Here is a 22866-nt window from a genome sequence, read left to right on the forward strand (position 1 = left end):
CCCCCCCCGCGACCGCGGCCGAAACGGAGCCGCGCAAACGCCCCAGCCCCCCGAGCCCCCAAACATCCAAGCCCTCCCAAGCCCCCCAGCCACCCCGAACGCCCAAGCCCCAAGCCCCCTCCGACTCTGCGACAATCCCGCCCTACGCGCCCGCTTCGAGGCGTAGCCCTCACCCCACGAAATCTGATGGAACAACAGACCACCTACGACAAGATCGGCGGCGAACCCACCGTGGCCCGCCTATGCGACCGCTTCTACGGCCTGATGGCCGAAACGCCCCAGTTCGCCGAACTGCGTGCCATGCACCCGCAAGACCTGCAAGGCTCGCGCGACAAGCTGTTCATGTTCCTGTCCGGCTGGCTGGGCGGGCCGGACCTGTTCGTGCAGCACTTCGGCCACCCCCGCCTGCGCGCCCGCCACATGCCGTTCGCGATCGGCACCCGCGAGCGCGACCAGTGGGTCGCCTGCATGCTGCTGGCGATGGAAGAGGTCGGCATCGAGGAAGGCCTGCGCGAACGCCTGCTGCAGAACTTCTTCAACACCGCGGACTTCATGCGCAACAAGGCGGGCTGAACCCCGCTCTCGGGCGGCCTGCGTGCGCCGGGTCAGCTCAGCGGGCTGCATGTCAACGTGCGGCGTTGGCCGAAGCGCACGCAACCGGTTACAGTCGCCACCCCAACCCCATCCCGGAACCGCATTGACCACCCATCACGCCACCGCATCCGACGCCACCCGCGGCCTGCTCGCCGCCCTCGCGGTCGTGATGTTCTGGTCGGGCTTCAACATCGTGTCGCGCTTCGGCGCCACCGCCACGTTCACGCCCTTCGACATCGCCGCGCTGCGCTTCGGCGTGTCGGGCGCGATCGCGCTACCGCTCTACCTGCACTTCGTATCACCCCGGGACTGGCCGCGCCACATGGTGCTCGCGGCGGTGGGCGGCCTGGGCTACGGCATCCTGGTGTACATCGGCTTCGCCTTCGCGCCGAGCGCGCACGCCGGGGTGTTCGTCAATGGCGGCATCCCGTTCTGGACCATCCTGATCATGGCGGTGATGACGGGATTTCGCATCGCCCGCCCGACCGTGATCGCGCTGCTGCTGTCGACCGCCGGTCTGCTGCTGATCGGCTTCGAGAGCCTGTTCGCCGCCAACGCGGGTGCCAACGAATGGATCGGCGATCTGCTCTTTCTCGCCGCCGCGCTGTGCTGGGCGATCTTCGGGCTGCTGATGCGGCGCTGGCAGGTCAAGCCGCAGTTCGGCATCCTCGGCATCGCCTGCTTCTCGGCGCTGGCCTATCTGCCGGTGTACCTGCTGTGGCTGCCGGGCAACCTCGCCGCCGCGAGCTGGGGCGCGATCGCGCTGCAGGGCGGCTATCAAGGCATCGTCGCAGCACTGCTCGCCGGCGGTTTCTACAGCTACGCGGTGCAGAAGGTGGGCGCGAGCGAAGCCTCGATGATGCTCGCGCTGGTGCCGGCCTTCACCGCCGTCGGCGCCTTCCTGATCCTCGACGAGGCGCTCGGCCTCACCACCATCATCGGCATCGTGGTGGTGTCGGTCGGCGCCCTGCTCGGTGCGTTGCCACCCGCGGCGCTCGCCCGCGTGCGCGGATTCGGCAGGCGCTGAACACCGGGACGGGCAGCCCCGCCAAGGCGGCGCACACGCGCCGTCACCAGCGAACCGGCCCCCGAGCAGAACCGACGGGCCTGCGCCGCCGGCTTGCGCGTTCAGTCGCCGTTGCGCGGATCGACCTCGGCCCACCGCGCCCGATAGGCGCCGTCCGCGTCGTACATCGCCGCCTGCCGGTCCGGATCGAAGCGCCGCCCGCCACGCGGGTCGGTGCCGCGGCCGGCGAGGTACGACCAGTTGCCCTGGTTGCTGTAGACGTCGTAATCCACCAGTTGCGCCTCGAACCACGCCGCGCCCGCGCGCCAGTCGCAGCCGAGGTCGTGGATCAGGTAGCTGGCGACGATCTGGCGCATGCGGTTCGACAACCAACCGGTCGCGGCCAGCTCGCGCATGCCCGCGTCGATGAAGGCGTGACCGGTGCAGCCCGCGCACCAGCGCGCGAACGCCTCGGGGTCGTGAGCGGGCAGCGAGGCGCGCTCATCGAGCCCGCGCGCGCGGTACAGCCGGCGACCATGCTGCCGGTGCAGGAAGCGGAAGTAGTCGCGCCACAGCAGCTCGAACCACAGCCAGTAGGTGCTCTCGTTCGCGCCGCGCTCGGCCTCGTGGCGGCGCAGCGCGGCAAAAGCGACCCGCGCCGACAAGGCCCCCTGCGCCAGCCAGGGCGAGAACTTGCTGGAGAAGTCGATGCCGGTGAGGCCGTTTCGGGTGGTCTTGTAGCGCTGTGCCGCGTCGCCGGCGAAGTAGCGCGCCAGATGGGCGAGCGCCGCCCGCTCGCCACCGGCGAAGTCGGGCTGCCACCACGGGAAGGAGGCGTGGGCGCGCGCCCGCTCGCCAATCCTAAGCGGCTCATGCGCGCCTGGCCCCCTGTACGGGTGGCGCACACCGCGCTCATCGGCCGGGAACCCGCAAGCGGTTGATGTCTGCACCGCCGGATCGCCGCTTGCGCCGCGCCAGCCGGGGGCGCTGTGCGCTGGCTCGAACAAGGAACGCGTCCGCAGGATCATGGATTCCGGCAGCGGCGGAAGTACCGCCGGCGCGGCAAGCGGCGCCGGTGGCTGCTGGCCTGCGGCCTCGACCGCACGTCGACAATCCGTGAACACCTTCGGCAAGCGCTCGACCGCGAACGGCAGCGCCGCCGGATCGAGCAGGCTGGACTGCCACACCGTGCGCACCGTCAGCCCGTCGGCACGCAACGCGGCGACGGCGTCCTGCTCCTCAGGCGCGGCAATCTCCTCGCACACCACGCTGTCCGCTCCGATCGAGCGCGCAAGCGCCGGCACCACCTCGGCCGGTGCGCCGCGAAGCTGCAACAGGCGGCTGCCGCGCGCACGCAGTTGCGCATCCAGATCGTCCAGCGCGGCAGCGAGGAAGCCCCGCCGGTGCGGCCCGCGACGCACGAAGCCCCAGGGCGTGGCCGCTTCCTCGGCCGGGTCGTGGCAATACACCGGGAGCAAGCAGCGACCCTCAGCCGAGGCGCAAGCCAGATGCAGCGCCGCGTTATCGCCCAGGCGCAGGTCGGAACGGAACCAGTAGATCACCACATTCAATGACATTCGCGATCCTCGGGCCGTTCACTGCGCAGGCTTGCCACGGCCGCGCCTGCAGCGCTCCGAACAGTAGCGCACCTCGTCCCACACCTTCTCCCAGCGCTTGCGCCACGCGAAAGGCCGCCCGCAACAGGAGCACACCTTGGTCGGCAGATCCCCCTTGCGCCGCATGCCCATCCGTCACTCTCCCTCAAAACCCGAGATCGAGCTGCGCCGCGGCCTGCGCAGCATCGACCTGCGCACGACCACGCCGCCCTTGCGGCCGCATGCGCGAACCGTGGCGCTCGACGATCGCCGCCTTCGCCGCACGCACCTCGGGCTGCGCGCGCAGCGCATGCACGCGGGCCTTGGCGGCGCGGGTGGCCGCCTCCAGCTCGACCAGCGGCAGCGCGATGTCCTCGCCGACGCGCACGCCGCAACGCGCCTGCACCGATTCCGGCATGCGCCAGGGCTCGAACAGCCACGTATCCGGCACCCGGCGCAGCGCCGGCAGCCAGCGCCGCACGAACACCCCCTGCGGGTCGTGGTCGCGGGCCTGCTTGATCGGGTTGTAGACGCGCGTGGTGTTGATCCCGGTGGTGCCGGACTGCATCTGCAACTGGCTCCAGTGGATGCCCGGCTCGTAGTCGAGGAAGGCGCGCGCGAGCCACAGGCCCACCTCGCGCCAGTGCAGCCACAGCGCATAGGCCGCCACCGACACCAGCATCGCGCGCATGCGAAAGTTGATCCAGCCCGTCTCGCGCAGCATCGCCACGCAGGCATCGACCAGCGGCCAGCCGGTGCGCCCGGCGACCAGCGCGTCGAAGTGCGCCGGGTTCCATTGCGGTTCGCGCAGGCCGTCGTAGCCGCGGTGCAGGTTACGGAACTCGAGCGCCGGCTCGGTTTCGAGCTTCTGGATGAAATGGCAGTGCCAGTACAGCCGGCTGACGAAGGCGCTCAAGCCGGCGCGGCGGCGGTCGCCCGCGGGCAGCATGGCGATGCGCGCGCGGGTCGCCTGCACCAGCTCGCGCAGGCTCAGGCAGCCCCAGGCGAGATACGGCGACAGCCGCGAGCAGGCGGTGGGCGCCTTCAGCGGCGAGGAGATGCCGCCGCGGTACTGGCCGCTGCGCGCATCGAGAAAGCTCGCCAGCGCGTCGAGCGCCGCACGCCGGCCGCCGCGCTGGCGGGCCGGCGGCTGGAAGGGGTCGAGGCCGAGCGCGACCGCCTCCGGTGCGCGCGCGGCGACGATCATGCCCGGCGCCGGCCACGCGGCCCCCTCGGCCGGCAGTAAGCCCGCAGGCAGCGGGGCGAAGCGCAGTTCAGTCGGCAGCACGGCCTGCGGCGCGGCGACGTGCGCCTCCCACGCCGCCTGCCAGCGGTTGCGATTGCCCTGTCGGCGCACCACGCCGAACTGCGGCACTTCGTGCCAGCGCACGCCGTGCGCCCGACACCAGGCCGCCACCGCGCGGTCGCGAGCGTAGCTCGAGCCGTTGCCGGTCTCCTCGTGCGCGTACAGCTCGGCGAAGGGCGCAGCGGCATGCACGCGGTCGAGCACCTCGACCGCCCCGCCCACCATCAGGTGCAGGCGGCCGCCGAGGCGGTGCAGCTCGGCGTGCAGCTCGCGCGCGCTCTCGAGCATGAACTCGTAGTGCTGACGCGCGGCATCCGGCTGCGCCCACAGCGCAGGCTCGACGATTGCCACGCACAGCACCGGCCCGCGGCGCGCAGCCGCGGCGAGCGCACCGTGGTCGGCGAGGCGGAAGTCACGCTTGAACCAGACCAGGCTGTAGCTCATCGCGCACACTCGCCAGCACGCGCTGCGCGAGCGCATGACCGCTCAACCAGGCGCCTTCGACCCGACCGCCGCTCACCCAGTCGCCACACAGGCCGAGGCCATCGCCAGCGTCCCAGGCGCAACCGCCCGCCACCGCCGAATCGGTGATCGCATAGCGCCAGCGGTGCGCCGACCACGCCAGCGGCGCCGCACCGCCCAACTCGCAGAAGGCGGCGATCAGCGCCACGGCAACCTGCTCGGGACTGTCCTCGACATGAGCTTCGCTCCATTCGGCGCTCGCGTGCAGCGCCCAGGTCTGCGGCCCCTCACGGCCGGGCTTGCTGGTGTCGCGTGCGATCCAGCGCAGCGGACCGTGATTGACGAAGGCCGCATCGAAATCCAGCGCCGGCGGCACCGCAAAGCGCAGCATCAGCGCCCAGCACGCCTGCATCTGCGCCGCAGCCGCCAGCGCGGCGAGCGCGTGCGAAGAGGGCCGTCGAAGTGGCTGCAGCAGGGGCACCGCCTGCGGCGCCGGCACCGCGAGCAGCACGCCGTCGAAGGCCTCGGGCAGCAGGCCGCGCTCGGCGGTGGAGAGCTCCCAGCCGTGGTCGTAGCGCTGCAGCGCGGTCACCGTTGTCTGCAGGCGCAGATCCAGCCCTTCGGCCAGTAGACGCGCGGGCGCAGTCATGCGCGGGGTGCCGACGTGGCGGGCCTGCTCCTCGCCGCCTTCGCCCCCGTCCGCGCGACGCCCCGCGGCGTCGAACACCGCCAGCCGTGGCCGCCAGCGCGCCGCCACCCCCGCAGCCTCCCAGCGCGCGAGCTCGGCCTGAAAGCGGGGATCGCGCGCGGTGAAGTACTGCGCGCCGTGATCGCACGCCCAGCCCTCGCCGCGGCGCGTGCTCATGCGACCGGAAGGGCCGCGGCTCTTGTCGAAGACCGTGGCGTGCACGCCGGCTTCGGCGAGCGCGCGCGCGCAACTCAGGCCGGCGATACCGGCGCCGATCACGGCGTAATGGAGAGGAGGATTCATGTTGGCATCCAGGCAGGACAGGCGAACAGGCGCCAAAGCGACAGGGTCGGGGCAACGCGACGAAATATACTCTTTTTGTCCTGGACAAAAAAGGCTTGTATTACTAGCATCAGACTGAGTACGAAAGAGAAACTCGCAAAAACAGGTCACACTCGTCTTCTTTCGTCCAGGACACTAAAGCTTTTTGGCACCAGAAAACGGAATCACCCCGTCCAGCCGCCAACCGCGCCCAATCGCCGAACCTTTGCAGGCCCCCAGATGACTCCCGCACACCCCGACCCCCTGCACCGTACCGCCCGATGGCTCGGCTACGGCGGCCTCATTCCGTTCATCGTGCTGGCGCCGGTCAGTCTGCTCGACGCCCATCACGGCTTCACCTGGAGCGACGCGCTCTTCGCCTATGGGGCGGTGATCCTCAGCTTCGTGTGCGCCCTGCACTGGGGGTTCGCGATGGCGCTCCCCGGCCTCGACGACGCGCGCCGGGTGCGCACCATGTTGTGGAGCGTGGTGCCCTCGCTGATGGCGTGGCCGGCGCTGCTGCTGGTGCCGATGGAAGCGGCCGTGCTGCTGGTGACCGGCTTCGTGCTGCATTACATCCAGGACCGCCGCCTCGCCCGCCACGCCGAGCTGCCCGCCTGGTACCTGCCGCTGCGCCTGCAGCTCACCGTGGTCGCCTGCCTGAGCCTGATCGCGGGCGCCTTCGTCCAGTTGCCCTACTAGATTGGTGGCCCACGGGCACGCCAGGGAGACATTCCGCATGAACACCGAAGCCCGCGCCACCGCCGTCCCCGACGGTCGTCTGTCCCGCCTCGCCCGCCTCGGCTCGCTCGCCACCGGGGTCGCCGGCGGCATGCTCGCCGAAGGCGCGCGCCAGCTTGCCGCCGGCAAGCGCCCGAAGGTGAGCGAGCTGGTGCTCACCCCCGCGAACGCGCGCCGCGTCGCCGACCAGCTCGCGCAACTGCGCGGCGCCGCAATGAAGGTGGGCCAGCTGATGTCGATGGACGCCGGCAACCTGCTGCCGCCCGAGCTCGCCGAGATCCTCGCCGGCCTGCGCGAGGACGCGCGCACGATGCCGATGAGCCAGGTGGTGCAGGTGCTGGAGACACACTGGGGCAAGGGCTGGGAGCAGGGCTTCGGGCGCTTTTCCTTCACCCCGTGCGCGGCGGCCTCGATCGGCCAGGTGCACCGCGCCCGCACCCACGACGGCCAGGAGCTGGCGATCAAGCTGCAATACCCGGGCGTGCGCCGCAGCATCGACAGCGACGTGGACAACGTCGCCACCCTGCTGCGCGTGTCCGGCCTGCTGCCCAAGTCACTCGACGTCGCCCCGCTGCTCGAGGAGGCCAAGCGCCAGCTCCACGAAGAGGCCGACTACCGGCGCGAAGCCGAGAACCTGCAGCGCTTCGGCAGCCTGCTCGCGGACGCGAACGATTTCGTACTGCCGCAGGCGGTGGCTGAACTCACCCGCAGCGACATCCTGGCGATGAGCTGGGTGGAGGGCGTGGCGGTGGAGTCGCTCGCCGACGCGCCGCAAGCGCTGCGCGACCGCATCGCCAGCCTCCTGATCGGCCTGCTGTTTCGCGAGCTGTTCGAGTTCCGCCTGATCCAGACCGACCCCAATTTCGCCAACTACCGTTTCGACACCGCCAGCGAACGCCTGGTGCTGCTGGATTTCGGCGCCACCCGGCCGTATTCCGACACCGTGGTCGAGGCCTACCGGCGCTTGATGGCGGGCGCGATCCGCGGCGACCGCGCAGCGATGAGCACGGCCGCGCAGGAGATCGGCTATTTCCAGGACACCATCCACGCCCACCAGCGCGATGCGGTGATCGATCTCTTCGCCACCGCCTGCGAGCCGTTGCGCCACCCCGGCGCCTACGACTTCGGCGCCAGCGATCTGGCCGTGCGCCTGCGCGACGCCGGGCTCAAGCTCAGCCTCGATCGCGACTTCTGGCACACGCCGCCGGCCGACGCGCTCTTCCTGCACCGCAAGCTGGGCGGGCTGTACCTGCTCGCGGCGCGGCTCGGGGCCCGCGTCGATGTGGGCAGGCTGGCCGAGCCCTGGCTGGGCTGAAGCAATGCTGGACGCGCTGCCTGCAAAAGCTCCTGCAGCCGGCTAGCGCGCCGCGGTGAATACCGTGAGCACGCCGGTGTAGCCGTACAGCCGGTTGTGCGCGATCTCGCCGCCGGCGAAGAAGCCCACCAGCGGCACGTCGCCGATCACGTCGCGAATCGTGGTGAGTTCGGCCGCCGGCTCGCCGAAATGCGGCCCACCGCGGCCCGAGCAGCTCACATACACGGCACCGAGCGCCTCGCGTCCGCCACTCACCAGCTCATCGCGAATCTCGCGCGCGATGCGGCGCAGGTCGGCGAGCGCAGCCGCGGGGTCGCGCCGGCAGAAGATCAGCCACGCACCCTTGGCCACCTCATCGCCGATCGCGACCACCCGGGCACGCGGATCGAGGCCGATGATGTTGCGCACCAGCATGTCGGCGCCGAAGGCCGCGGGCGCGACGATCTCGGCGTCCTCGGCCGGATGCAGCCCGACCAGGGTGTTCGACAGCGCCTCGGCCACCGGCTCGAGCGCCATGTCCGGCGGCAGGCCGAGGTCCTGGAGCGCGCAATCGAGCGCGGCGCGGCCATCGAGCGTGATCACGATGTTGTCCTGCGCGCGGCTCACGATGCGCCGCGGCCCGATCGGCTGGCAGCCCTGGGTCACGCGCGAGATGACACCGACCTCGGCCGAGAACGCCACGCCCGACAGCCCGCCGCCGTCGAACACTGCATCGGCGATCTGCACGCTGCGCCCGCGCGAGGCGGACAGGCCGCCGAACAGGTAGCCGCTGGCGGTGCGCTCGGCCAGCTCGGGCAGCAGCTCCTGCAGGTCGGGCATGCGGCCGTCGGCGTGCACCAGCGCGGTGTAGGGATGGAAGTCCGCGCCCTCGGCACGCAGCGGCTGCACACCCGAGAACACGCGGAACGCACTGCGCGGCAAGGGTGCGAGCATCAGCGCGAGCGCGGGCACATCGAAATGTTCGGCGCCGGTGGCGGCCACGCCGACGCCCACGGTGCCCACCCAATGCACGCCGGGAACGCGAAGCTGCAGCTCGGCGAGAATCGCCTCGGCGTCGCCGGCAAAGGCGTCGGTGAGGTAGCACAGGCCGAGCGTGTACTCGACCGGCAGCTCGCCGCTGCCGGTCGAGTGTGCGGTGGCGACGCGGGCGGCGTGCAGCATGTCGTCGAGCGCGCGGCCCAGCGCCACCCGCCAGTCACGGTGGGCGGCATGGCCGGCGGCAAAGGGGATCGGGTTCATGACGCACCTCCGCACAGGAAGTCCTCGAGCACGGCAGCCACCTGCTCGGGCTGATCGTGCTGCAGGTTATGGCCCGCATCCGAGATCGTGACCACGCGCACGTCGGCAAAGCAGTCGAGCCGACGCTGCAACTCATCCGCATCGTCGGCGAAGCGCTCGTTCACATAGCCGCGCTCGGCGAACACCATCAGCGTCGGCGCGCGCACCTGGCGCCAGCACGCCATCACGTCCTCGATCCGATAAACGAAGGGCGAGGACACCTTGTGCCAGGGATCGCAGGCCATCTCCACCCGGTCATCCGCCGCCGCGCGTCCGACGTGGCGGGCGAGGAAGTCGGCGCGCGCTGCGTTGAGCCGGGGATTGACCATGCGCAGCCGGCGCGCGAACGCGGCGTGGTCGGCGTGCGTGGGCAGCCGCGGCGCGGCGGCCTGAGCGTCCAGCCACTTGCGCAACTGGAAGGGAGAGTCCGCCTCGGGCGGCGGCTTGAGGCCGAGGAAATCGAGCATCGCCAGCCAGCCCACGCGCTCGGGGCGCAGTCCGGCATAAACCCCGGCCACCGCCGCCCCCATGCTGTGCCCGACCAGGCGCACCGGCCCCTCGGGCGCGTAGTGCGCGAGCAGCGCCTCGAGGTCGGCGTAGTAATCGGGAAACCAGTAACTGTGGCCGAGCCAGGTGCTGCCGCCGAAACCCCGCCAGTCGGGGGCGATCACCTGCCAGTCGCGCCGCAGCGCGTCGACCACGAACTGGAAGGTGGGCGAGGAATCCATCCACCCATGGAGCAGGAAGACCTGCGGCGCATCGGCCGGCCCCCAGCGGCGCACGGTGTAGGTCAGGCCGCGCACCGCCACCCGGTCGAGCGAGGAGGGTTTGCGCGGCAGGGCTTCCGGGGCACCGTCGGACATGCGGGCCGGATCGTTTTCCGGGACAATCGGGTTCGTGTTCATGACCTGATTCTAGCCGCCCGGAGCGAGCAGACACATCGCTGCGCACAACGCCTTCACACACGCTCCCAAGGCGGCTCGACGCGCTGCGTGACCTTGACCTGACCCGGCCCGCCCGGCTGACCGCCCGATGACCGACCCCGCGACCCTGCGCCAGCGCTTCCTCGCCGAACCCCACACCCTGCGCAACGAGCGCCGCGACTTTCACGCATGGCACCGCGGCCGCCCGCACTACCTGCTGTGGGCGCTCGACGTGGACGCGCCGCCGCTGCGCGCACGCGTGACCGCCGCGCAGCGCGCGCTCGACGGCCTGCTGCTCGATGGGTACATGCGCCAGCCCCACATCACGCTCGCGCTGTGCGGATTCGCGGCAACCGGGCCACTACGCGCGGAAGACGAGTTCGACGACGACCTGATCGCCACCCAGCTCGCCGCGCTGCAGGCGACGGCACCGCCGGCGTTCGAGCTCGGCATCGGCGGGCTCGAGAGCTTCTCCTCGGCCCCCTTTCTCAGCGTGCATGATTCGACCGACGCACTCGCCACGCTCAGACGCTGCCTGCACACCGACGGCTCGCATCCGCAGGGCGGCTACGTGGCGCACGTCACCGTCGGCCTGTATGCCGACGCCTGGCCCACCGCCGAGGTCGTCCGGCGCTTTCGGGCGCTCGACGATGCCCCGCACCTGCCCTGCCAAATCACCCGCCTTAGCCTGATGGGCTATGTGGCCGCCGACATCGGCGGCGAACTGTTCACGCTCGCCGACTACCACCTCGCCGAGCGCCGGCTGCAGTGGCGGGAGGCGCGGACGCCATGAGTGCCCCGCCCCCCGCCCCGGCAACCGCAGCGCCGCGCGCGCACCCTGCCTCGCCACTGGCACTGTTCGTCGCCTTCAGCCTGCTCGCGCTGCAGGGTTTCGGCGGCGTGCTCGCGGTCGCCCAGCGCGAGCTGGTCGACCGTCGCGGCTGGCTGACCCGGCTCGAATTCGTCGAGCTGTATGCAGTCGCGCAGTTGCTGCCCGGCCCCAACGTGGTGAACCTGTCGCTGATGATCGGCGACCGCTATTTCGGTCTGCGCGGTGCGTTCGCCGCGATCTCGGGCATGTTGCTCGCGCCGCTGCTCGTGGTGCTGGCGCTGGCCGCAAGCTACCAGCAGCTTGCCGAGTACCCGGCAGTGGCCGGTGCGCTGCGCGGCATGGGCGCAGTCGCGGCCGGGCTGATCCTGGCGATGGCGCTGAAGATGCTCACCACCCTGCGCGGCAACGTGCTCGGCCCCGCGCTGTGCACCGCGCTCGGGCTCGCCACGCTGACGGCGATCGCGGTGTTTCGCGTGCCGCTGGCCTGGGTGGTGATCGGCCTCGGGCTCAGCGGCTGGGGCCTGGCGCGCTGGCGCATCGCGCTGCACGATGCGGCGGCCGCGCGCGCGAAGGAGGTCCCGACCGATGTCCCGACTACTGCGCCCGCCCCGCCTGCAGGCCGGGACCCCGGCACGCCAGGCTGAGGGACGGAACCCGGAACCGGAATCGACCCGATGATGAACACGCTCCCGGCGGGCGAGCTGCTCGAGCTCTTCCTGCGCTTCCTCACCCTGTCGCTGCTGTCGATCGGCGGCGCGATGTCGACCGCGCCCGAGATGCACCGCTACCTGGTGGTCGAGCGCGGCTGGCTGGGCGATGCCGACTTCACCACCGCGATCGCGCTCGCCCAGGCCGCGCCCGGGCCCAACGTGCTGTTCGTGCCGGTGCTCGGCTTCCAGGTCGCCGGGCTGGCGGGCGCCGCCGCCGCGCTGCTCGGCATCCTGCTGCCGTCGACGCTGCTCTCGCTCGCGGTGAGCCGCTGGGGCGCCACGCGCCGCAACACGCCGCTGGTGCGCGCCTTCACCGCCGGGCTGGCGCCGGTCACGGTCGGCCTGACCTTCGCCGCCGGCTGGCTGCTGGCGCTGCCCTTCATCGGCGACCCCGCCCACCGCCTCGGCGCACTGGCACTGATCGCGCTCACCGCGCTGGTGACGCTGAAGACGAAGCTGGCGCCGATGTGGATGATCGCCGTGGGCGCGGCGGCAGGCGCGCTCGGCATGGTCTGAAACGGCTGCGACGCAAAAGGACGAACGAGCGGACGATGGACAGCGTCGACGTGGTGGTGATCGGGGCGGGCGTGGTCGGCCTGGCGTGTGCGAAGCAGCTCGCCGAGGCGGGTCGCGAGGTGATCGTGCTCGAGGCCGAGACGGCCTTCGGCACCGGCATCAGCGCGCGCAACAGCGAGGTCATCCACGCCGGGCTGTACTACCCGCCGGGCTCGCTCAAGGCTGCGCTGTGCGTGCAGGGGCGGCGAGCGCTGTACACGTATTGCGCGGAACGCGGCATCGCCCACCGCCGCATCGGCAAGCTGGTGGTGGTCAGCCGCGCGCCGCAGTTGCCCGTGCTCGAAGCCATTGCCGCGCGGGCCCGTGCCAATGGCGTGGATGACCTGCGCCTGCTCGACGGCGCTGGCGTGCATGCGCTGGAACCGGAGCTCGACGCCGCCGGTGGGCTGCTCTCGCCCTCGACCGGCATCGTCGACAGCCACGGCCTGATGCAGGCGCTGCTCGCCGACGCCGAACGCCACGGTGCGGTGCTGGCGCTGGGGAGTCCGGTGCGCGGCGGCCGGGCCGACCGCGACGGCATCACGCTCGAGGTCGGCGGCAGTGCGCCGACGAGGCTGCGCGCGCGCTGCGTGATCAATGCCGCCGGGCTGGATGCACCGCGGCTCGGTCATGTCCTCGCCGGCCCGGCTGCCACCCGTGCGCCGCAAGCCTTTTACGCACGTGGGGTGTATTTCAGCCTTGTCGGGCGGGCGCCGTTCTCGCATCTGATCTACCCCATCCCGGAGCCCGGCGGCCTGGGCGTGCACCTGACCCTGGACCTCGGCGGCCAGGCGCGCTTCGGGCCCGACGTGGAATGGATCGAGCGCCCCGACTACCAGGTCGACCCGGCGCGCGCGGAGCGCTTCTACACCGCCATCCGCAACTGGTGGCCGGGGCTCGAGGACGGCCGCCTGCAGCCGGCCTACGCCGGGGTGCGGCCGAAGATCGTCGGCCCGGGCGAAGCGGATGCCGACTTTCGCATCGACGGTCCGGCCGCGCACGGCGTGCCCGGGCTGGTGCATCTGTACGGAATCGAGTCACCGGGACTGACCGCGGCGCTGGCGATCGGGGCGCGGGCGGCGGCGATGTGCTGAGCGGCGATCACGCGCAGCCGAGCGCATGCATGGCGCGCACACCACGGGCCGGGTCGGCACCGTCAGCGCGAAACGCTCGCGGCGGCGCATGGTCAGACGCTTGACGACTTCACCGAGACCGCCATGTCCCCGATCCTGTTCGTGCTGGTGCCGATCCTGCTGCTCGCCGTGTGGCTGCCGGGCTGGTGGGTGCGGCGCACGCTGCAGCGCTACAGCGAGCCCGCCGACCGCTACTACGGCAGCGGCGCCATGCTCGCGCGCCTGCTGCTCGACAAGCACGGGCTGACGCACATCGCGGTCGAGCAATCCGACACCGGCGACCACTACGACCTCGAGGCCCGCGCCGTCCGCCTGTCGCCGCACACTTACCAGCAGCGCTCGCTCACCGCGATCACCGTTGCCGCGCATGAGGTCGGCCACGCGTTGCAGCACGCCGAGGGTTACGCGCCGCTGGCGCTGCGCGAGCGCCTGGTGCGCTTCGCCGTCAAGGGTCAGCGCCTCGGCGCAATGATGATGGTGGCGGTGCCGGTCATCACGGTGCTCACCCGCCATCCCGCACCCGGCCTGCTGTTCGTGATCGCCGGACTGCTGTCGATGGGCCTTGCCGCAGTCGTGCACCTGGTGACCTTGCCGACCGAGTTCGACGCCAGCTTCCGCCGCGCCTTGCCCATGCTCGAGCGCGGCGGCTACCTGCACCCTTCGGATCAGCCCCATGCACGCAAGATCCTGGAAGCCGCCGCGCTGACCTATGTCGGCCAGTCGCTGATGGCGCTGCTCAACATCGCAGCCTGGGTGCGCTTTCTACGCCGGTGAAAGGGCCGGTAAGCCCCGGCGCGCCAGCCGGGCGGACCCGCGCTCAGTGGCGCGCAGCCAAGGCCGGCACATACTCGAACTCGGGCAGCACGAGCTCCCAGCACGCGCACTTCACCGCCTCCTGCTCGCTCTCCCGCGCCTGGCGCACCAGCATCGCGGCGACGCGCACCGCCACGATCGTGCCCGCAGGCGGCTGGAACTTCGACGACATGCGCCCAACCGCAACGCCGGCCGCATCTGCCAGCTCCCACCCGCCGTTGCCGCGCGCGCGAAGCGTCAGCGCACTGCCGACATCGAGCGCGGCCAGCGCGCGATGGACGGCCGCGCCGGGCGCAAAACGCCCCGGCCAGGACAGCACGATCTTCTCGGGATCGGCGCACCAGATACGGTGCGCGAGGCCGGGTTCGGGCGGCGGCGCGGCCGGACGTGAGCGCAGCACCAGGCCATCGAGCTCGGGGACGAAGGGGTGCTGTACGCCGATCGCCTCGCACACGGTCAGCGACTGGCGCGCCCGCGTCATGGCGACGTAGTAGAGCCGGCGCTCGTCCTCGTTGCGCCCCTGCCAGCCGCCGCTGTCGAGGATCAGCACGTGGTCGAACTCCAGCCCCTTGGCGCGGTGCGCGGTCATCAGCACCAGCGGCGCGTTGGGGCGCGGGTCGCCTGCGGGCCGGCCGACGGCGCCGAAGTCGTACAGGGCTTCGATGAGGTCGTCGACCACGCGCTCGCGCCCCGGCGCAGCCGACTCGGTGTCGATGATGAACTGCGCGAGCGCGGCACGGCAGGGGTGCTCGATGAAGCCCTCCGGTGCAGTGTGGAAGCGACACCGAAACCAGCGCGCAAGCGCCCCGGCACGCACCAGCACGCGCCGCCGCCGGGCGCTGCGGCGTTGACCGCGCAGCAGCCTGAGCAGGGCGTCGCCTTCGCGCGTGGTGTGCAGGCGGATGTCGCCCGCGTCGCGCTGCATGCGCACCGGAATGCCGCGCAAGCGGCAGAGCGCGGCCATCGGCTCGAGGTCTTCCCAGCGCCGGGCGATGACGGCGAAGCGGCCCCATTGCCCGGCGCCGCCAGACGCGATGAGCCCATGCAGGCGCTGCAGCTCGGCCAGCGCAAGCTGCACTTCCTGGTGCGGATCGTGCGCCACCTCGAGCACATGGACACGCCCCGCGGCGAGCGGATCGCGCGCTGCCTGTGCGCCGCCGTCCGGCTGCGCGCGCCGGGCGTGATCGACGCGAATCGCCCGCCCGGCCTTCATGCGCTCATGCGCACGCTCGATGACGCGGTTCGCGCAGTCGATGATGTGGCGCGTGGAGCGGTAGTTTTCGACGAGGGCGTAGCGGCGCGCTGCGTAGTCGGCCTCGAACTGGCGGATGTAGCGCACGCTGGCGCCGTCGAAGGCGTAGATGTTCTGGTCGTCGTCACCGACCACCATCAGGCAGACGCGATCTTCCTCGGTCTGCAGCCTGCGTCCTGCGACCGCGCTGATCAGGTCGTAGTGGTCGCCGTTGATGTCCTGGTACTCATCGACCAGCAGGAAGCGCAGCCCGGCCAGCAGGCGATCGCGCACGATGCTCGCGCCGACGCCGTCCCCCGCGCCCGCACCCATCTCCTCGCCCCCATCCCCGCCTTGTTCTGCCGCGCGCAGACACCACGTTGCGTCACGGATGACGGCGCCGAAGTCCACCGTCTCACCGCGCTCGAGCGCAACTGCGTAGCTGGTACCGGTAAGCCGCATCGCCAGGCCGTGCAGGGTCTGCACCGTGACGCCGGCGGCGTCCGCGCCGACCAGCGCCCACAGGCGGCGGCGGATCTCGTTGGCGGCCGCGCGGTTGTAGGCGAGCACCATGATGGCATCGGGCTGCACCATGCTCTCGCGCAGCAGCCAGGCGACACGGTGCACGATCACGCGCGTCTTGCCGGCACCCGGCCCGGCCAGCACGAGGTGATTGCCCTCGAGCGGCGCGGCGACAGCGGAACACCGCCTTGCCGCGCGCCAGGTGCAGAACCTCGTTGGCGTCCAGGTACAGCAGCGCAGCGGACAGGGCCACATCCCACTTGTCGATGTCGAGATCGGCGAGCGTGGTGTCGGCCTGCAGCGCCGCTTCGAGTTCGCCCTGCTTGCAGGTGACGAGCAGCGTGTTGCCCTGACGGCGGTGCTGGAACTCAGCCACCAGCGCACGCGCCAGGCGCATGCGGCGTTCGCGAATGGTCTCGATCTCCCGCCACCCGCGCAGCAGCTTGATGAAACGGCTGTCCGCCGCGTGCGGACGCAGGGCGAAGAAGCCGCGGTTGGTGGCGCCCTCGCCGAAGGGCTCGGCGAAGGATTTCAGCAGGCGGGTGAGGCGATCGGGGTCGAAGTCGACCTGGGCGTCGCGGCGCAGGGTGTCGCACAGGCGGCGCACGTTGAGGATCTGCCAGCCCTCCTCGGCGGCGTCGGGCGCGGCTTCGCGCAGGTTGGCGATGAGGGCGTCCTCGATGCGCGCGAGCTCATCGAGCCGCTGCGCGGTGTCGGGGTCGCGGTAGAAGGTGACGCCGATCTCGGTGTCGTTCGACAGAAGCTTCCAGCGGTCGAGCTCGCGCAGCATGTGCTGCAGCGTGCGCGAATTCTGGCCGGTGGCGAGCATCAGTTCATCGGTGGACACCCCCTCGTCGTCCGCCGCGCGGATGAGCAGGCCGAGAATGCGCAGGTAAGGCTGGATGTCGGCGTCGGCGCCGAGCTTCTTGCGCAGGAGCGCGCCCGCCTCGTCCTCGTTCGCCACCAGCAGGCTGCCGGGAAACACGCGCGTCTGGTTCTCATGGCGCTCGAGCAGGCGCGCCTCCTCGAGCCAGGCGACCGCGATCCGCACCTTGGTGTCGGCGTCGCTCGCGTCCGGGTCGATGCGGTGGGCCTCGGGGATCTCGAGCAGGATCTCGCCGCTGGTCACCACCACCTGGCCTTCGCTGCGGTCCTTGCGTTCGATGGCACGGAGCGCCTTGAGGATCGCGCCGATGTCGTGCTGGGTGAGGCGGGAATTGCGCAGCAGGCGGAACTGCACGTCGAGGTCGGCCTCGTCGTAGAGCAGGATGCAGCGCGCCGGCGCCTGGTCACGCCCGGCACGGCCCGCTTCCTGGAGGTAGTTTTCCAGCGATCCGGGGGTGTCGAGGTGGATCACCAGGCGCACGTCGGGTTTGTCCACGCCCATGCCGAAGGCGTTGGTGGCCACGATCGCGCGCAGGCTGCCGGCGAGGAAAGCCTCCTGCACCGTGCGCTTATCGCTCGGCAGCATGCCGCCATGGAAGTGGCCGCAGGCCAGGCCGGCATCCTTGAGGAATTGCGCGAGCTCCTCGACCGTCTTCTGTCGCGCACAGAAGACGATGGCGCCGCCGTCCTCGCGCAGAGCCTCCTGCACCAGGCGCAGGACCTCGCCGTACTTGGCCTGCACCGGCACCGGGCGCACTTCGTAGCTGAGGTTCTCGCGGCTCACCCCGCCTTCGAGCCGCTCCAGGTTGAGGCCGAGGCGCTTGTCGAAGTGGGTGCAGATATCGTCGACCACATCCGGCTTGGCGGTGGCGGTGAAGCAGAACACCGGCGACGGGGCGGACTTCTGCCGTGCCTTGATGAAGCGCGACACGTACAGGTAGTCGGGACGGAAGTCGTGCCCCCATTTCGACAGGCAGTGCGCCTCGTCGAACACCCAGGCCCCGATCTCGCGGTGCATCAGCGCGCTGGCGAAAGCAGGGCTGCGAAACTGCTCCGGGGCGACAAAGATCAGCCCGAGGTCGCCCAGGCGCAGCTTGTCGAGCATGGCGCGGCGTTCCAGCGGGTTGAGCAGGTTGTTGAGGTAGCCGGCGCAGGTGACGCCACGCGCTTCCAGGTTGTCGACCTGGTCCTTCATCAGCGACTGCAGCGGCGAGACGACCACCGTCAGGCTGCCGTTGCGGTAAAAGCGCGCCAGCGCCGGCAACTGGAAACACAGCGACTTGCCGCCGCCCGTGGGCAGGATGGCGATGACTTCGCGCACGCGCGCAAAGCTCAGGCTCACCCAGGGCGGCAGCACCGAATTGCCACCCACCACGCGCAGCCAGGCCAGCGCGTACGCCAGCGCCTTGTGCCAGGCGGGATCGGGCAGGCAGCACTCGACAATGTGGCGCTGCCCGGTGATGCACACCTTGCCGGCGGTCGCACGCTGCCAGGCTGCGGCCGTATCGGCGGGCGTCGGCCTGAGCGCGCGCCGCAAGATGGCGAACAGGTTGGCCACGCCCTTGCCGTTCTCCGGCGCAAGCAGGAAGTGCAGGCACAGGGCTTCGTCGGGATGATCGACCACGCGCTGCTGCAGCGCCTCGCTCTGGTCGAGGAAGAGCTCGTAGGCCAGCTCCGCGTCGCGCACCGGATCGTTGCGCGTCGTGGTGCACAGCTTGTAGTCCTTCACCAGGCGGTGATAGGGGTTCTGCGGAAACGCGACCGGAGACAACTCCAGCGTGTCGATCAGCGGCAGGCGGTGCAGCGCCAGCCCCGGATGCAGCGCCGCAAGCGCGGGCTGATCGAAGGCGACGACGTTGTGGCCGAGGACGAAGCCTGCTCCCTCAGTGAGGGCATCGAGCCGGCGCGCAAGGTCCGGCGCCTTGCCCGAAAGCCTGAGCCGCGCGTCGAGGTCGGGGCGGAACACGCCGATCTCGCGCAGCACCATGCTGTCGTGGCGGGCGGTTTCGATGTCGAGGCACAGGCAGCGCGCCCGGGGCGCGGCGGGCGGACCTGCCATGACGCTTGTCTGGTGAAAATGATGAACGGAATTCTAGCCGCTATCCCGGGGACTACATGCTGAAGGCGCCCGGGACGACTGCCACATACGTCACACATGCAGGGGAATCTTTCTCACGTGACAGAAAGCAGGCAAGAGCCCGTATCACTGACGCGCCGCTGTGGTCTGGCGATCACGCTGCGCCGCCCAGCGCGCGATGATCGCCGCCAGCGCCGGCAGGCCCTCGCGGATCGCGACCGGACCGGGCGACAGGATCAGCGCCGACTTGAGCTCGTGCAGCTCTCCATCACGCACCGCAGGAACGCCCTCCCAACCTGCGCGCCCCGCCACGCGCTCGGGGCGGAAGCGCTTGCCACACCAGGAGCCCACGATGATGTCGGGTGCCCGGCGCGCCGCCTCCAGCGGATCGGCGAGGATGCGCTGCGCGGCGCCCGGATGCAGCGCACGTTCGGCGAACACATCCTCGCCGCCGGCGATACCGACGAGCTCGGACACCCAGCGCACCGCGCTGATCGGCGGCTCGTCCCATTCCTCGAAGTAGACCCGCGGCCGACGCGGCAGCAGGGCCGCCTGCGCCCGCACCCTGGCCATCGTCGCCTCGAGTTCGGCCACCAGCGCGCAGGCCCTGTCCTCGGCGCCCACCAGCCGGCCGACGGTCTCGATCATCGCCAGGATGCCGTCGACGCTGCGCTGGTTGAACACGTGCACCGCCACACCGGCCTTGATCAGGTCACGCGCGACATCCGCCTGCATGTCGGAGAACCCCAGCACGAGGTCGGGCTCGACCGCGAGGATCTTCTCCAGATCGCCACTCGAGAACGCAAACACCTTGGGCTTTTCCTTGCGTGCGCGCGGCGGGATCACGGTGTACCCGCTGATGCCCGCGATGCGCGCTTCCTCGCCCAGGGCGTAAAGGACTTCGACGGTTTCGGTGGTGAGGCAGACGATGCGGGAGGGGAGGCGGCGTGGGTTCATGGTGGTGATCACACGCCGGCCGATTTCCAGTTTGCGATGCAACACTCGCGCAGGTATTTCAGGGCACGCACCATCTTCGTGTCGTCGCCATCCGGGTCAGCGAGCTGGCCTTCGGCTTCCGGCAGCAGATCGCCCTGCCACATTTGCAGCAGGCCTTCCTGCTTGCCGATCGGCGCGCAGGTCTCGATGAAGTGGACGACCGCCGCGGAATCGAACCCCTTGGCACGGACCGCGCCGATCAGCGCCTTGGCCTCGCGCAGCAGCAAGGACGGCTTGGGCGGCATGCCTGCGGCAATGCGCAGGAAAACCGTGGCCAGCGTATCCGGGTCGCTGCGTCCAGCGGTGGCCTTGATCCACTCGGTGGCGACGAACTGCTCGTAGTGGGCAAGATCCTCATCGAGGCTGTCGTCGACAAAATAGGTGCCCGCCCCGGCGCCAGCGATCACGTCCTCGACAGTCCATTTTTTCGACTTCAGCAGCGGTAAAAGACGCGCGCAGAAGTCATCCAGCGCCGCTTCACCAATCCGCTGATAGTCGGGGGGGGCGTCGCGCAGCAGACGATGCCAGCGCTCAGGCTGCGGCTTGAAGGTCTTCTTGCGCACCTCGGCAATCAACCTGGCCATGACCGACCGCGTTGGCAGGCGCACGGGCTCGAGCCCGGCATGGCAGACCAGGACGGCCGAACGGATCACCTCTTCCGCGGACGAGAACGAAAGCTCGGCTGCGTCGGCGGCGAGTTTCTTGCCGATCCAGAACGCGAACGCAACACGAAGCTGGTTCTCCACGCGCGCGGCCCGATGCGTGCGATAGGTCGTCGCCGTCATCGGGCTGGAGAAACTGTATTCATCCAGAAACTGACGCTGACTCTCGGCCGTGGGGGTCTCCCGGATCATCAAGGTCGACTCGGGCATCGCGTGAAGTTGCTTGAGCATTTCGGATCCACCGCGCGAGTGCGACAGCAAGGTGTTGTCGCGCAGGGAACAGGCCGCCGCGTGCAGGTCGCTGCCGAATTTGTCCTCCAGGTAAAGGCTCGCCAGGTTCGCAAAACGCAGCAGCGCGGTTTCCAGGTTGGCGCGCAGGTAAGCGGTGCCGAAGTGGTTGGCGATCTGCACCAACGCCTTGGCGCCCTCCTCCTGCATCCGGGCACGATGCGCTTCGACAAGGACACCGTGCGCGAAACCATGCGCCAGCGCCCGCTCCAGATAGGAGCGCGCATCAAGGGTCGCGACCGAGTTTGCGCTGGCCGCCATCAGAGCGCGGACTCCTCGTCTTCGCCGGCAAGACCGGGCTCCTGCGTCGGCTGGGCAGCGGAACCGAGCACGGCATTGAGCGCCTCGACCTCGGCTTCCGCGTCGCGCTCGAAGGTGTGCAGCAGGTCCTCGAACACTTCGGTCGCTTCGTAGCGCAGCACCCAGGCCGTCTCCATCCAGTCGCGATCGGCAATCTCCACGCGCTTGACCTTTGGCGCTGCATCGGGATCGAAGCCCTCGGGGGCGCTGTACGGATCCTCGCGCTCGCTGATGTCGATGGCTTCGTCCTCGGGATCGGGGCGCTCATGCGTGCGACCGTAGGCGCCATCGCGGAAATTGCCGGTATTGGCAAACTCCCGGATCTCGTCCCGATGCTCGCTGAAATAGTTCACCAGCACACGAAGCCCGCCGGGCTCTGCGCCCAGGGCATCGAGAAAGTCGGCGGTCTCTTCGGGGTCGCGGTACAGGATCGCGTTCATCATGCCGCGCAAGCGATCGTGGGATTCCTCTCGATAGCGCGCGTCGAGAACCGCTGCGCGCGCAAACTGTTCAGGCGTGACCAGCAGATTGATCGCCGACTCTCTGGAAGCGTCGAACTCGCGCATGATGGCCAGCAGATCTTTCGGGGGCACCTCGTCGAGGACCGTGACCAGGGCATGGTCGCCCTCGTGCTCGGCGATGGCCATCAGGGTGCGCTCGGCACCTGCAAGGTCGCCCGCATTGACGAGCGATGAGGTCTTGATGACTGCGGGATGGGTCAATTCTTGCTCCTTCAGGTCAGGCATCGAGCGCGTCAAAGCCCTGCTCGCTCATCCAGTTGTTGCCGGATTCAGCAAGGTCTTGATCGTCACCGTCGTCGTCGTCATCGTCGGAGCGACGCGAGCGTGGTGCGGCGTCGGCCGCAGGCGCCGCGACCGTACCACCGCGCCTGGCTTCATGCAGACGCAGAAACTCCAGCGCTGCAGCCAGAACGAGGAAGCTGTCACCGCCGGGTTCGGCGCGCACACGATCAACGATGGGTTGCGCCCAATCGGCCACCGTGATGCTCGATTCGAGCGCGTTCCAGGCGGGAAAGTCGCCGTCATCGGGCTCAGCGCTCACCACCGCATCCATATTGCCCGGCGCGGAGAACGAGAAGGCCTCGAAGAAGACGGGTGCGACCATTTCCGGCGCAAAATCCATCATCGGCAGCAGATCCGACAACTGTTCGCGCTTTGTTTGCAGGCGCGTGGCGAGGACGTTCTTCCCGTCACTGTCGCTCAACAGGTCGTCCATCTCGGCCTCGTACATCGAGGACAAGGCATAGAAAAACTCAGACTTTTGCATCACGCAGAATGCGCTCCAGAAAATCCCCAAAAATCCCCCTTGCCGTCTCGAGCGGATCGGCAAGCAGGCTTCGGCGGCGGTTGTCGTCGTAATCCGTGCGGCGAACGGTATCGGATAGCACCTCGTAGGCCTCCTGAACTTCACGGAAGCGGGCAGCCGCATCAGCGGAGGGGTTTCTATCGGGGTGGTATTGCGCGGCCTTCTTTCGGTAAGCCGCCTTGATGACATCGGCACTGGCGTCCGGCGTCACACCAAGCTGCGCATAGTGATCCCGCATGAAACCTCCAGGTTGGCACACGCCACCAAAACGGGGAGCGTGGGCCAAAAGAAAATGGGCCAGGCCCGT

General features: G+C 70.0%; 21 protein-coding genes and 1 pseudogene. 9 read left to right on the forward strand and 13 right to left on the reverse strand.

Going from position 1 to position 22866, the window contains the following annotated elements:
- Window positions 1-186: 186 nt before the first annotated feature.
- Together RBT54_RS10590 and RBT54_RS10595 are read left to right on the forward strand one after the other, a co-directional pair.
- On the forward strand, window positions 187-573 hold the full coding sequence (locus RBT54_RS10590; protein WP_320366951.1) for a group II truncated hemoglobin: 387 nt from the start codon (window positions 187-189) through the stop codon (window positions 571-573).
- A 124-nt stretch (window positions 574-697) separates the two neighbouring features.
- On the forward strand, window positions 698-1621 hold the full coding sequence (locus RBT54_RS10595; RefSeq protein ID WP_320366953.1) for a DMT family transporter: 924 nt from the start codon (window positions 698-700) through the stop codon (window positions 1619-1621).
- Between the two features lie 101 nt (window positions 1622-1722).
- Here RBT54_RS10595 and RBT54_RS10600 read toward each other — a convergent pair whose 3' ends face one another.
- The 4 genes from RBT54_RS10600 to RBT54_RS10610 are packed head-to-tail and all read right to left on the reverse strand — an operon-like array spanning window position 1723 to window position 5954.
- Window positions 1723-3177 carry a DASH family cryptochrome gene (locus RBT54_RS10600; RefSeq protein ID WP_320366955.1) on the reverse strand — a complete coding sequence of 485 codons (1455 nt, stop codon included), beginning with the start codon at window positions 3175-3177 and terminating at the stop codon, window positions 1723-1725.
- 18 nt (window positions 3178-3195) lie between these two features.
- On the reverse strand, window positions 3196-3348 hold the full coding sequence (locus RBT54_RS18465; RefSeq protein WP_413788441.1) for a DUF2256 domain-containing protein: 153 nt from the start codon (window positions 3346-3348) through the stop codon (window positions 3196-3198).
- Window positions 3349-3361: 13 nt separating this feature from the next.
- The gene (locus tag RBT54_RS10605) at window positions 3362-4945 is read right to left on the reverse strand and encodes a cryptochrome/deoxyribodipyrimidine photo-lyase family protein (protein WP_320366957.1); all 1584 of its coding nucleotides are present in this window, start codon (window positions 4943-4945) and stop codon (window positions 3362-3364) included.
- On the reverse strand, window positions 4914-5954 hold the full coding sequence (locus RBT54_RS10610) for an NAD(P)/FAD-dependent oxidoreductase (protein WP_320366959.1): 1041 nt from the start codon (window positions 5952-5954) through the stop codon (window positions 4914-4916). Before RBT54_RS10610 ends, RBT54_RS10605 begins: the two co-directional genes overlap by 32 nt.
- A 258-nt stretch (window positions 5955-6212) precedes the next feature.
- On the opposite strand from RBT54_RS10610, the gene RBT54_RS10615 reads away from it, so the two are divergent.
- On the forward strand, window positions 6213-6674 hold the full coding sequence (locus RBT54_RS10615) for a DUF3429 domain-containing protein (protein ID WP_320366961.1): 462 nt from the start codon (window positions 6213-6215) through the stop codon (window positions 6672-6674).
- Window positions 6675-6711: 37 nt separating this feature from the next.
- Window positions 6712-8028: an AarF/ABC1/UbiB kinase family protein gene (locus RBT54_RS10620; RefSeq protein ID WP_320366963.1), complete on the forward strand. Its 1317-nt coding sequence runs from the start codon at window positions 6712-6714 to the stop codon at window positions 8026-8028.
- Between the two features lie 42 nt (window positions 8029-8070).
- Here the strand turns inward: RBT54_RS10620 and RBT54_RS10625 are convergent, their stop codons facing one another.
- Complete coding sequence (locus RBT54_RS10625; RefSeq protein WP_320366965.1) at window positions 8071-9267, reverse strand: FIST N-terminal domain-containing protein; 1197 nt, start codon at window positions 9265-9267, stop codon at window positions 8071-8073.
- Complete coding sequence (locus RBT54_RS10630) at window positions 9264-10169, reverse strand: alpha/beta hydrolase (protein ID WP_320367100.1); 906 nt, start codon at window positions 10167-10169, stop codon at window positions 9264-9266. Before RBT54_RS10630 ends, RBT54_RS10625 begins: the two co-directional genes overlap by 4 nt.
- A gap of 169 nt (window positions 10170-10338) precedes the next feature.
- Between RBT54_RS10630 and RBT54_RS10635 the strand changes: the two genes are divergently transcribed.
- The 5 genes from RBT54_RS10635 to RBT54_RS10655 all read left to right on the forward strand — a co-directional run bounded on the left by RBT54_RS10635 (window position 10339) and on the right by RBT54_RS10655 (window position 14233).
- Complete coding sequence (locus tag RBT54_RS10635) at window positions 10339-11022, forward strand: 2'-5' RNA ligase family protein (protein WP_320366967.1); 684 nt, start codon at window positions 10339-10341, stop codon at window positions 11020-11022.
- The gene (locus tag RBT54_RS10640; protein WP_320366969.1) at window positions 11019-11705 is read left to right on the forward strand and encodes a chromate transporter; all 687 of its coding nucleotides are present in this window, start codon (window positions 11019-11021) and stop codon (window positions 11703-11705) included. The genes RBT54_RS10635 and RBT54_RS10640 overlap by 4 nt, the downstream gene beginning before the upstream one ends.
- A 33-nt stretch (window positions 11706-11738) precedes the next feature.
- A complete protein-coding gene (locus RBT54_RS10645; RefSeq protein WP_320367101.1) occupies window positions 11739-12287 on the forward strand; it encodes a chromate transporter in 549 nt (182 codons plus the stop codon).
- A gap of 35 nt (window positions 12288-12322) precedes the next feature.
- Complete coding sequence (locus tag RBT54_RS10650; RefSeq protein WP_413788442.1) at window positions 12323-13420, forward strand: NAD(P)/FAD-dependent oxidoreductase; 1098 nt, start codon at window positions 12323-12325, stop codon at window positions 13418-13420.
- Window positions 13421-13543: 123 nt separating this feature from the next.
- Window positions 13544-14233, forward strand: coding sequence for a zinc metallopeptidase (locus RBT54_RS10655; protein WP_320366972.1), 690 nt, complete (start codon window positions 13544-13546; stop codon window positions 14231-14233).
- 43 nt (window positions 14234-14276) lie between these two features.
- Here RBT54_RS10655 and RBT54_RS10660 read toward each other — a convergent pair whose 3' ends face one another.
- The 7 genes and pseudogenes from RBT54_RS10660 to RBT54_RS10690 form a co-directional block, all read right to left on the reverse strand.
- Window positions 14277-16280: an ATP-dependent helicase gene (locus tag RBT54_RS10660; RefSeq protein ID WP_320366974.1), complete on the reverse strand. Its 2004-nt coding sequence runs from the start codon at window positions 16278-16280 to the stop codon at window positions 14277-14279.
- A gap of 1006 nt (window positions 16281-17286) precedes the next feature.
- Window positions 17287-18969: pseudogene (locus RBT54_RS10665) on the reverse strand (RecQ family ATP-dependent DNA helicase); the annotation flags it as partial.
- A 144-nt stretch (window positions 18970-19113) separates the two neighbouring features.
- The gene (locus RBT54_RS10670; protein ID WP_320366976.1) at window positions 19114-19944 is read right to left on the reverse strand and encodes an ABC transporter substrate-binding protein; all 831 of its coding nucleotides are present in this window, start codon (window positions 19942-19944) and stop codon (window positions 19114-19116) included.
- Window positions 19945-19952: 8 nt separating this feature from the next.
- Window positions 19953-21194, reverse strand: a complete 1242-nt coding sequence (locus RBT54_RS10675; RefSeq protein WP_320366978.1) for a hypothetical protein — start codon at window positions 21192-21194, stop codon at window positions 19953-19955.
- The gene (locus RBT54_RS10680; RefSeq protein ID WP_320366980.1) at window positions 21194-21955 is read right to left on the reverse strand and encodes a hypothetical protein; all 762 of its coding nucleotides are present in this window, start codon (window positions 21953-21955) and stop codon (window positions 21194-21196) included. The genes RBT54_RS10675 and RBT54_RS10680 overlap by 1 nt, the downstream gene beginning before the upstream one ends.
- 16 nt (window positions 21956-21971) lie before the next feature.
- On the reverse strand, window positions 21972-22469 hold the full coding sequence (locus RBT54_RS10685; RefSeq protein WP_320366982.1) for a hypothetical protein: 498 nt from the start codon (window positions 22467-22469) through the stop codon (window positions 21972-21974).
- Window positions 22470-22506: 37 nt separating this feature from the next.
- Window positions 22507-22797, reverse strand: coding sequence for a DnaJ domain-containing protein (locus RBT54_RS10690; protein ID WP_320366984.1), 291 nt, complete (start codon window positions 22795-22797; stop codon window positions 22507-22509).
- Between the last annotated feature and the right edge of the window lie 69 nt (window positions 22798-22866).

It is taken from the genome of Thauera sp. (assembly GCF_034003485.1).
In the GTDB taxonomy this organism is placed as follows: domain Bacteria; phylum Pseudomonadota; class Gammaproteobacteria; order Burkholderiales; family Rhodocyclaceae; genus Thauera.

Coding starts and splice junctions, on each gene's coding strand:
- RBT54_RS10590 (WP_320366951.1), top strand. CDS start 187: ATGGAACAACAGACCACCTACGACAAGATCGGCGGCGAACCCACCGTG.
- RBT54_RS10600 (WP_320366955.1), bottom strand. CDS start 3,177: ATGTCATTGAATGTGGTGATCTACTGGTTCCGTTCCGACCTGCGCCTG.
- RBT54_RS18465 (WP_413788441.1), bottom strand. CDS start 3,348: ATGGGCATGCGGCGCAAGGGGGATCTGCCGACCAAGGTGTGCTCCTGT.
- RBT54_RS10605 (WP_320366957.1), bottom strand. CDS start 4,945: ATGAGCTACAGCCTGGTCTGGTTCAAGCGTGACTTCCGCCTCGCCGAC.
- RBT54_RS10610 (WP_320366959.1), bottom strand. CDS start 5,954: ATGAATCCTCCTCTCCATTACGCCGTGATCGGCGCCGGTATCGCCGGC.
- RBT54_RS10615 (WP_320366961.1), top strand. CDS start 6,213: ATGACTCCCGCACACCCCGACCCCCTGCACCGTACCGCCCGATGGCTC.
- RBT54_RS10620 (WP_320366963.1), top strand. CDS start 6,712: ATGAACACCGAAGCCCGCGCCACCGCCGTCCCCGACGGTCGTCTGTCC.
- RBT54_RS10625 (WP_320366965.1), bottom strand. CDS start 9,267: ATGAACCCGATCCCCTTTGCCGCCGGCCATGCCGCCCACCGTGACTGG.
- RBT54_RS10630 (WP_320367100.1), bottom strand. CDS start 10,169: ATGTCCGACGGTGCCCCGGAAGCCCTGCCGCGCAAACCCTCCTCGCTC.
- RBT54_RS10635 (WP_320366967.1), top strand. CDS start 10,339: ATGACCGACCCCGCGACCCTGCGCCAGCGCTTCCTCGCCGAACCCCAC.
- RBT54_RS10640 (WP_320366969.1), top strand. CDS start 11,019: ATGAGTGCCCCGCCCCCCGCCCCGGCAACCGCAGCGCCGCGCGCGCAC.
- RBT54_RS10645 (WP_320367101.1), top strand. CDS start 11,739: ATGAACACGCTCCCGGCGGGCGAGCTGCTCGAGCTCTTCCTGCGCTTC.
- RBT54_RS10650 (WP_413788442.1), top strand. CDS start 12,323: ATGGACAGCGTCGACGTGGTGGTGATCGGGGCGGGCGTGGTCGGCCTG.
- RBT54_RS10655 (WP_320366972.1), top strand. CDS start 13,544: ATGTCCCCGATCCTGTTCGTGCTGGTGCCGATCCTGCTGCTCGCCGTG.
- RBT54_RS10660 (WP_320366974.1), bottom strand. CDS start 16,280: ATGTGGCCCTGTCCGCTGCGCTGCTGTACCTGGACGCCAACGAGGTTC.
- RBT54_RS10670 (WP_320366976.1), bottom strand. CDS start 19,944: ATGAACCCACGCCGCCTCCCCTCCCGCATCGTCTGCCTCACCACCGAA.
- RBT54_RS10675 (WP_320366978.1), bottom strand. CDS start 21,194: ATGGCGGCCAGCGCAAACTCGGTCGCGACCCTTGATGCGCGCTCCTAT.
- RBT54_RS10685 (WP_320366982.1), bottom strand. CDS start 22,469: ATGGACGACCTGTTGAGCGACAGTGACGGGAAGAACGTCCTCGCCACG.
- RBT54_RS10690 (WP_320366984.1), bottom strand. CDS start 22,797: ATGCGGGATCACTATGCGCAGCTTGGTGTGACGCCGGACGCCAGTGCC.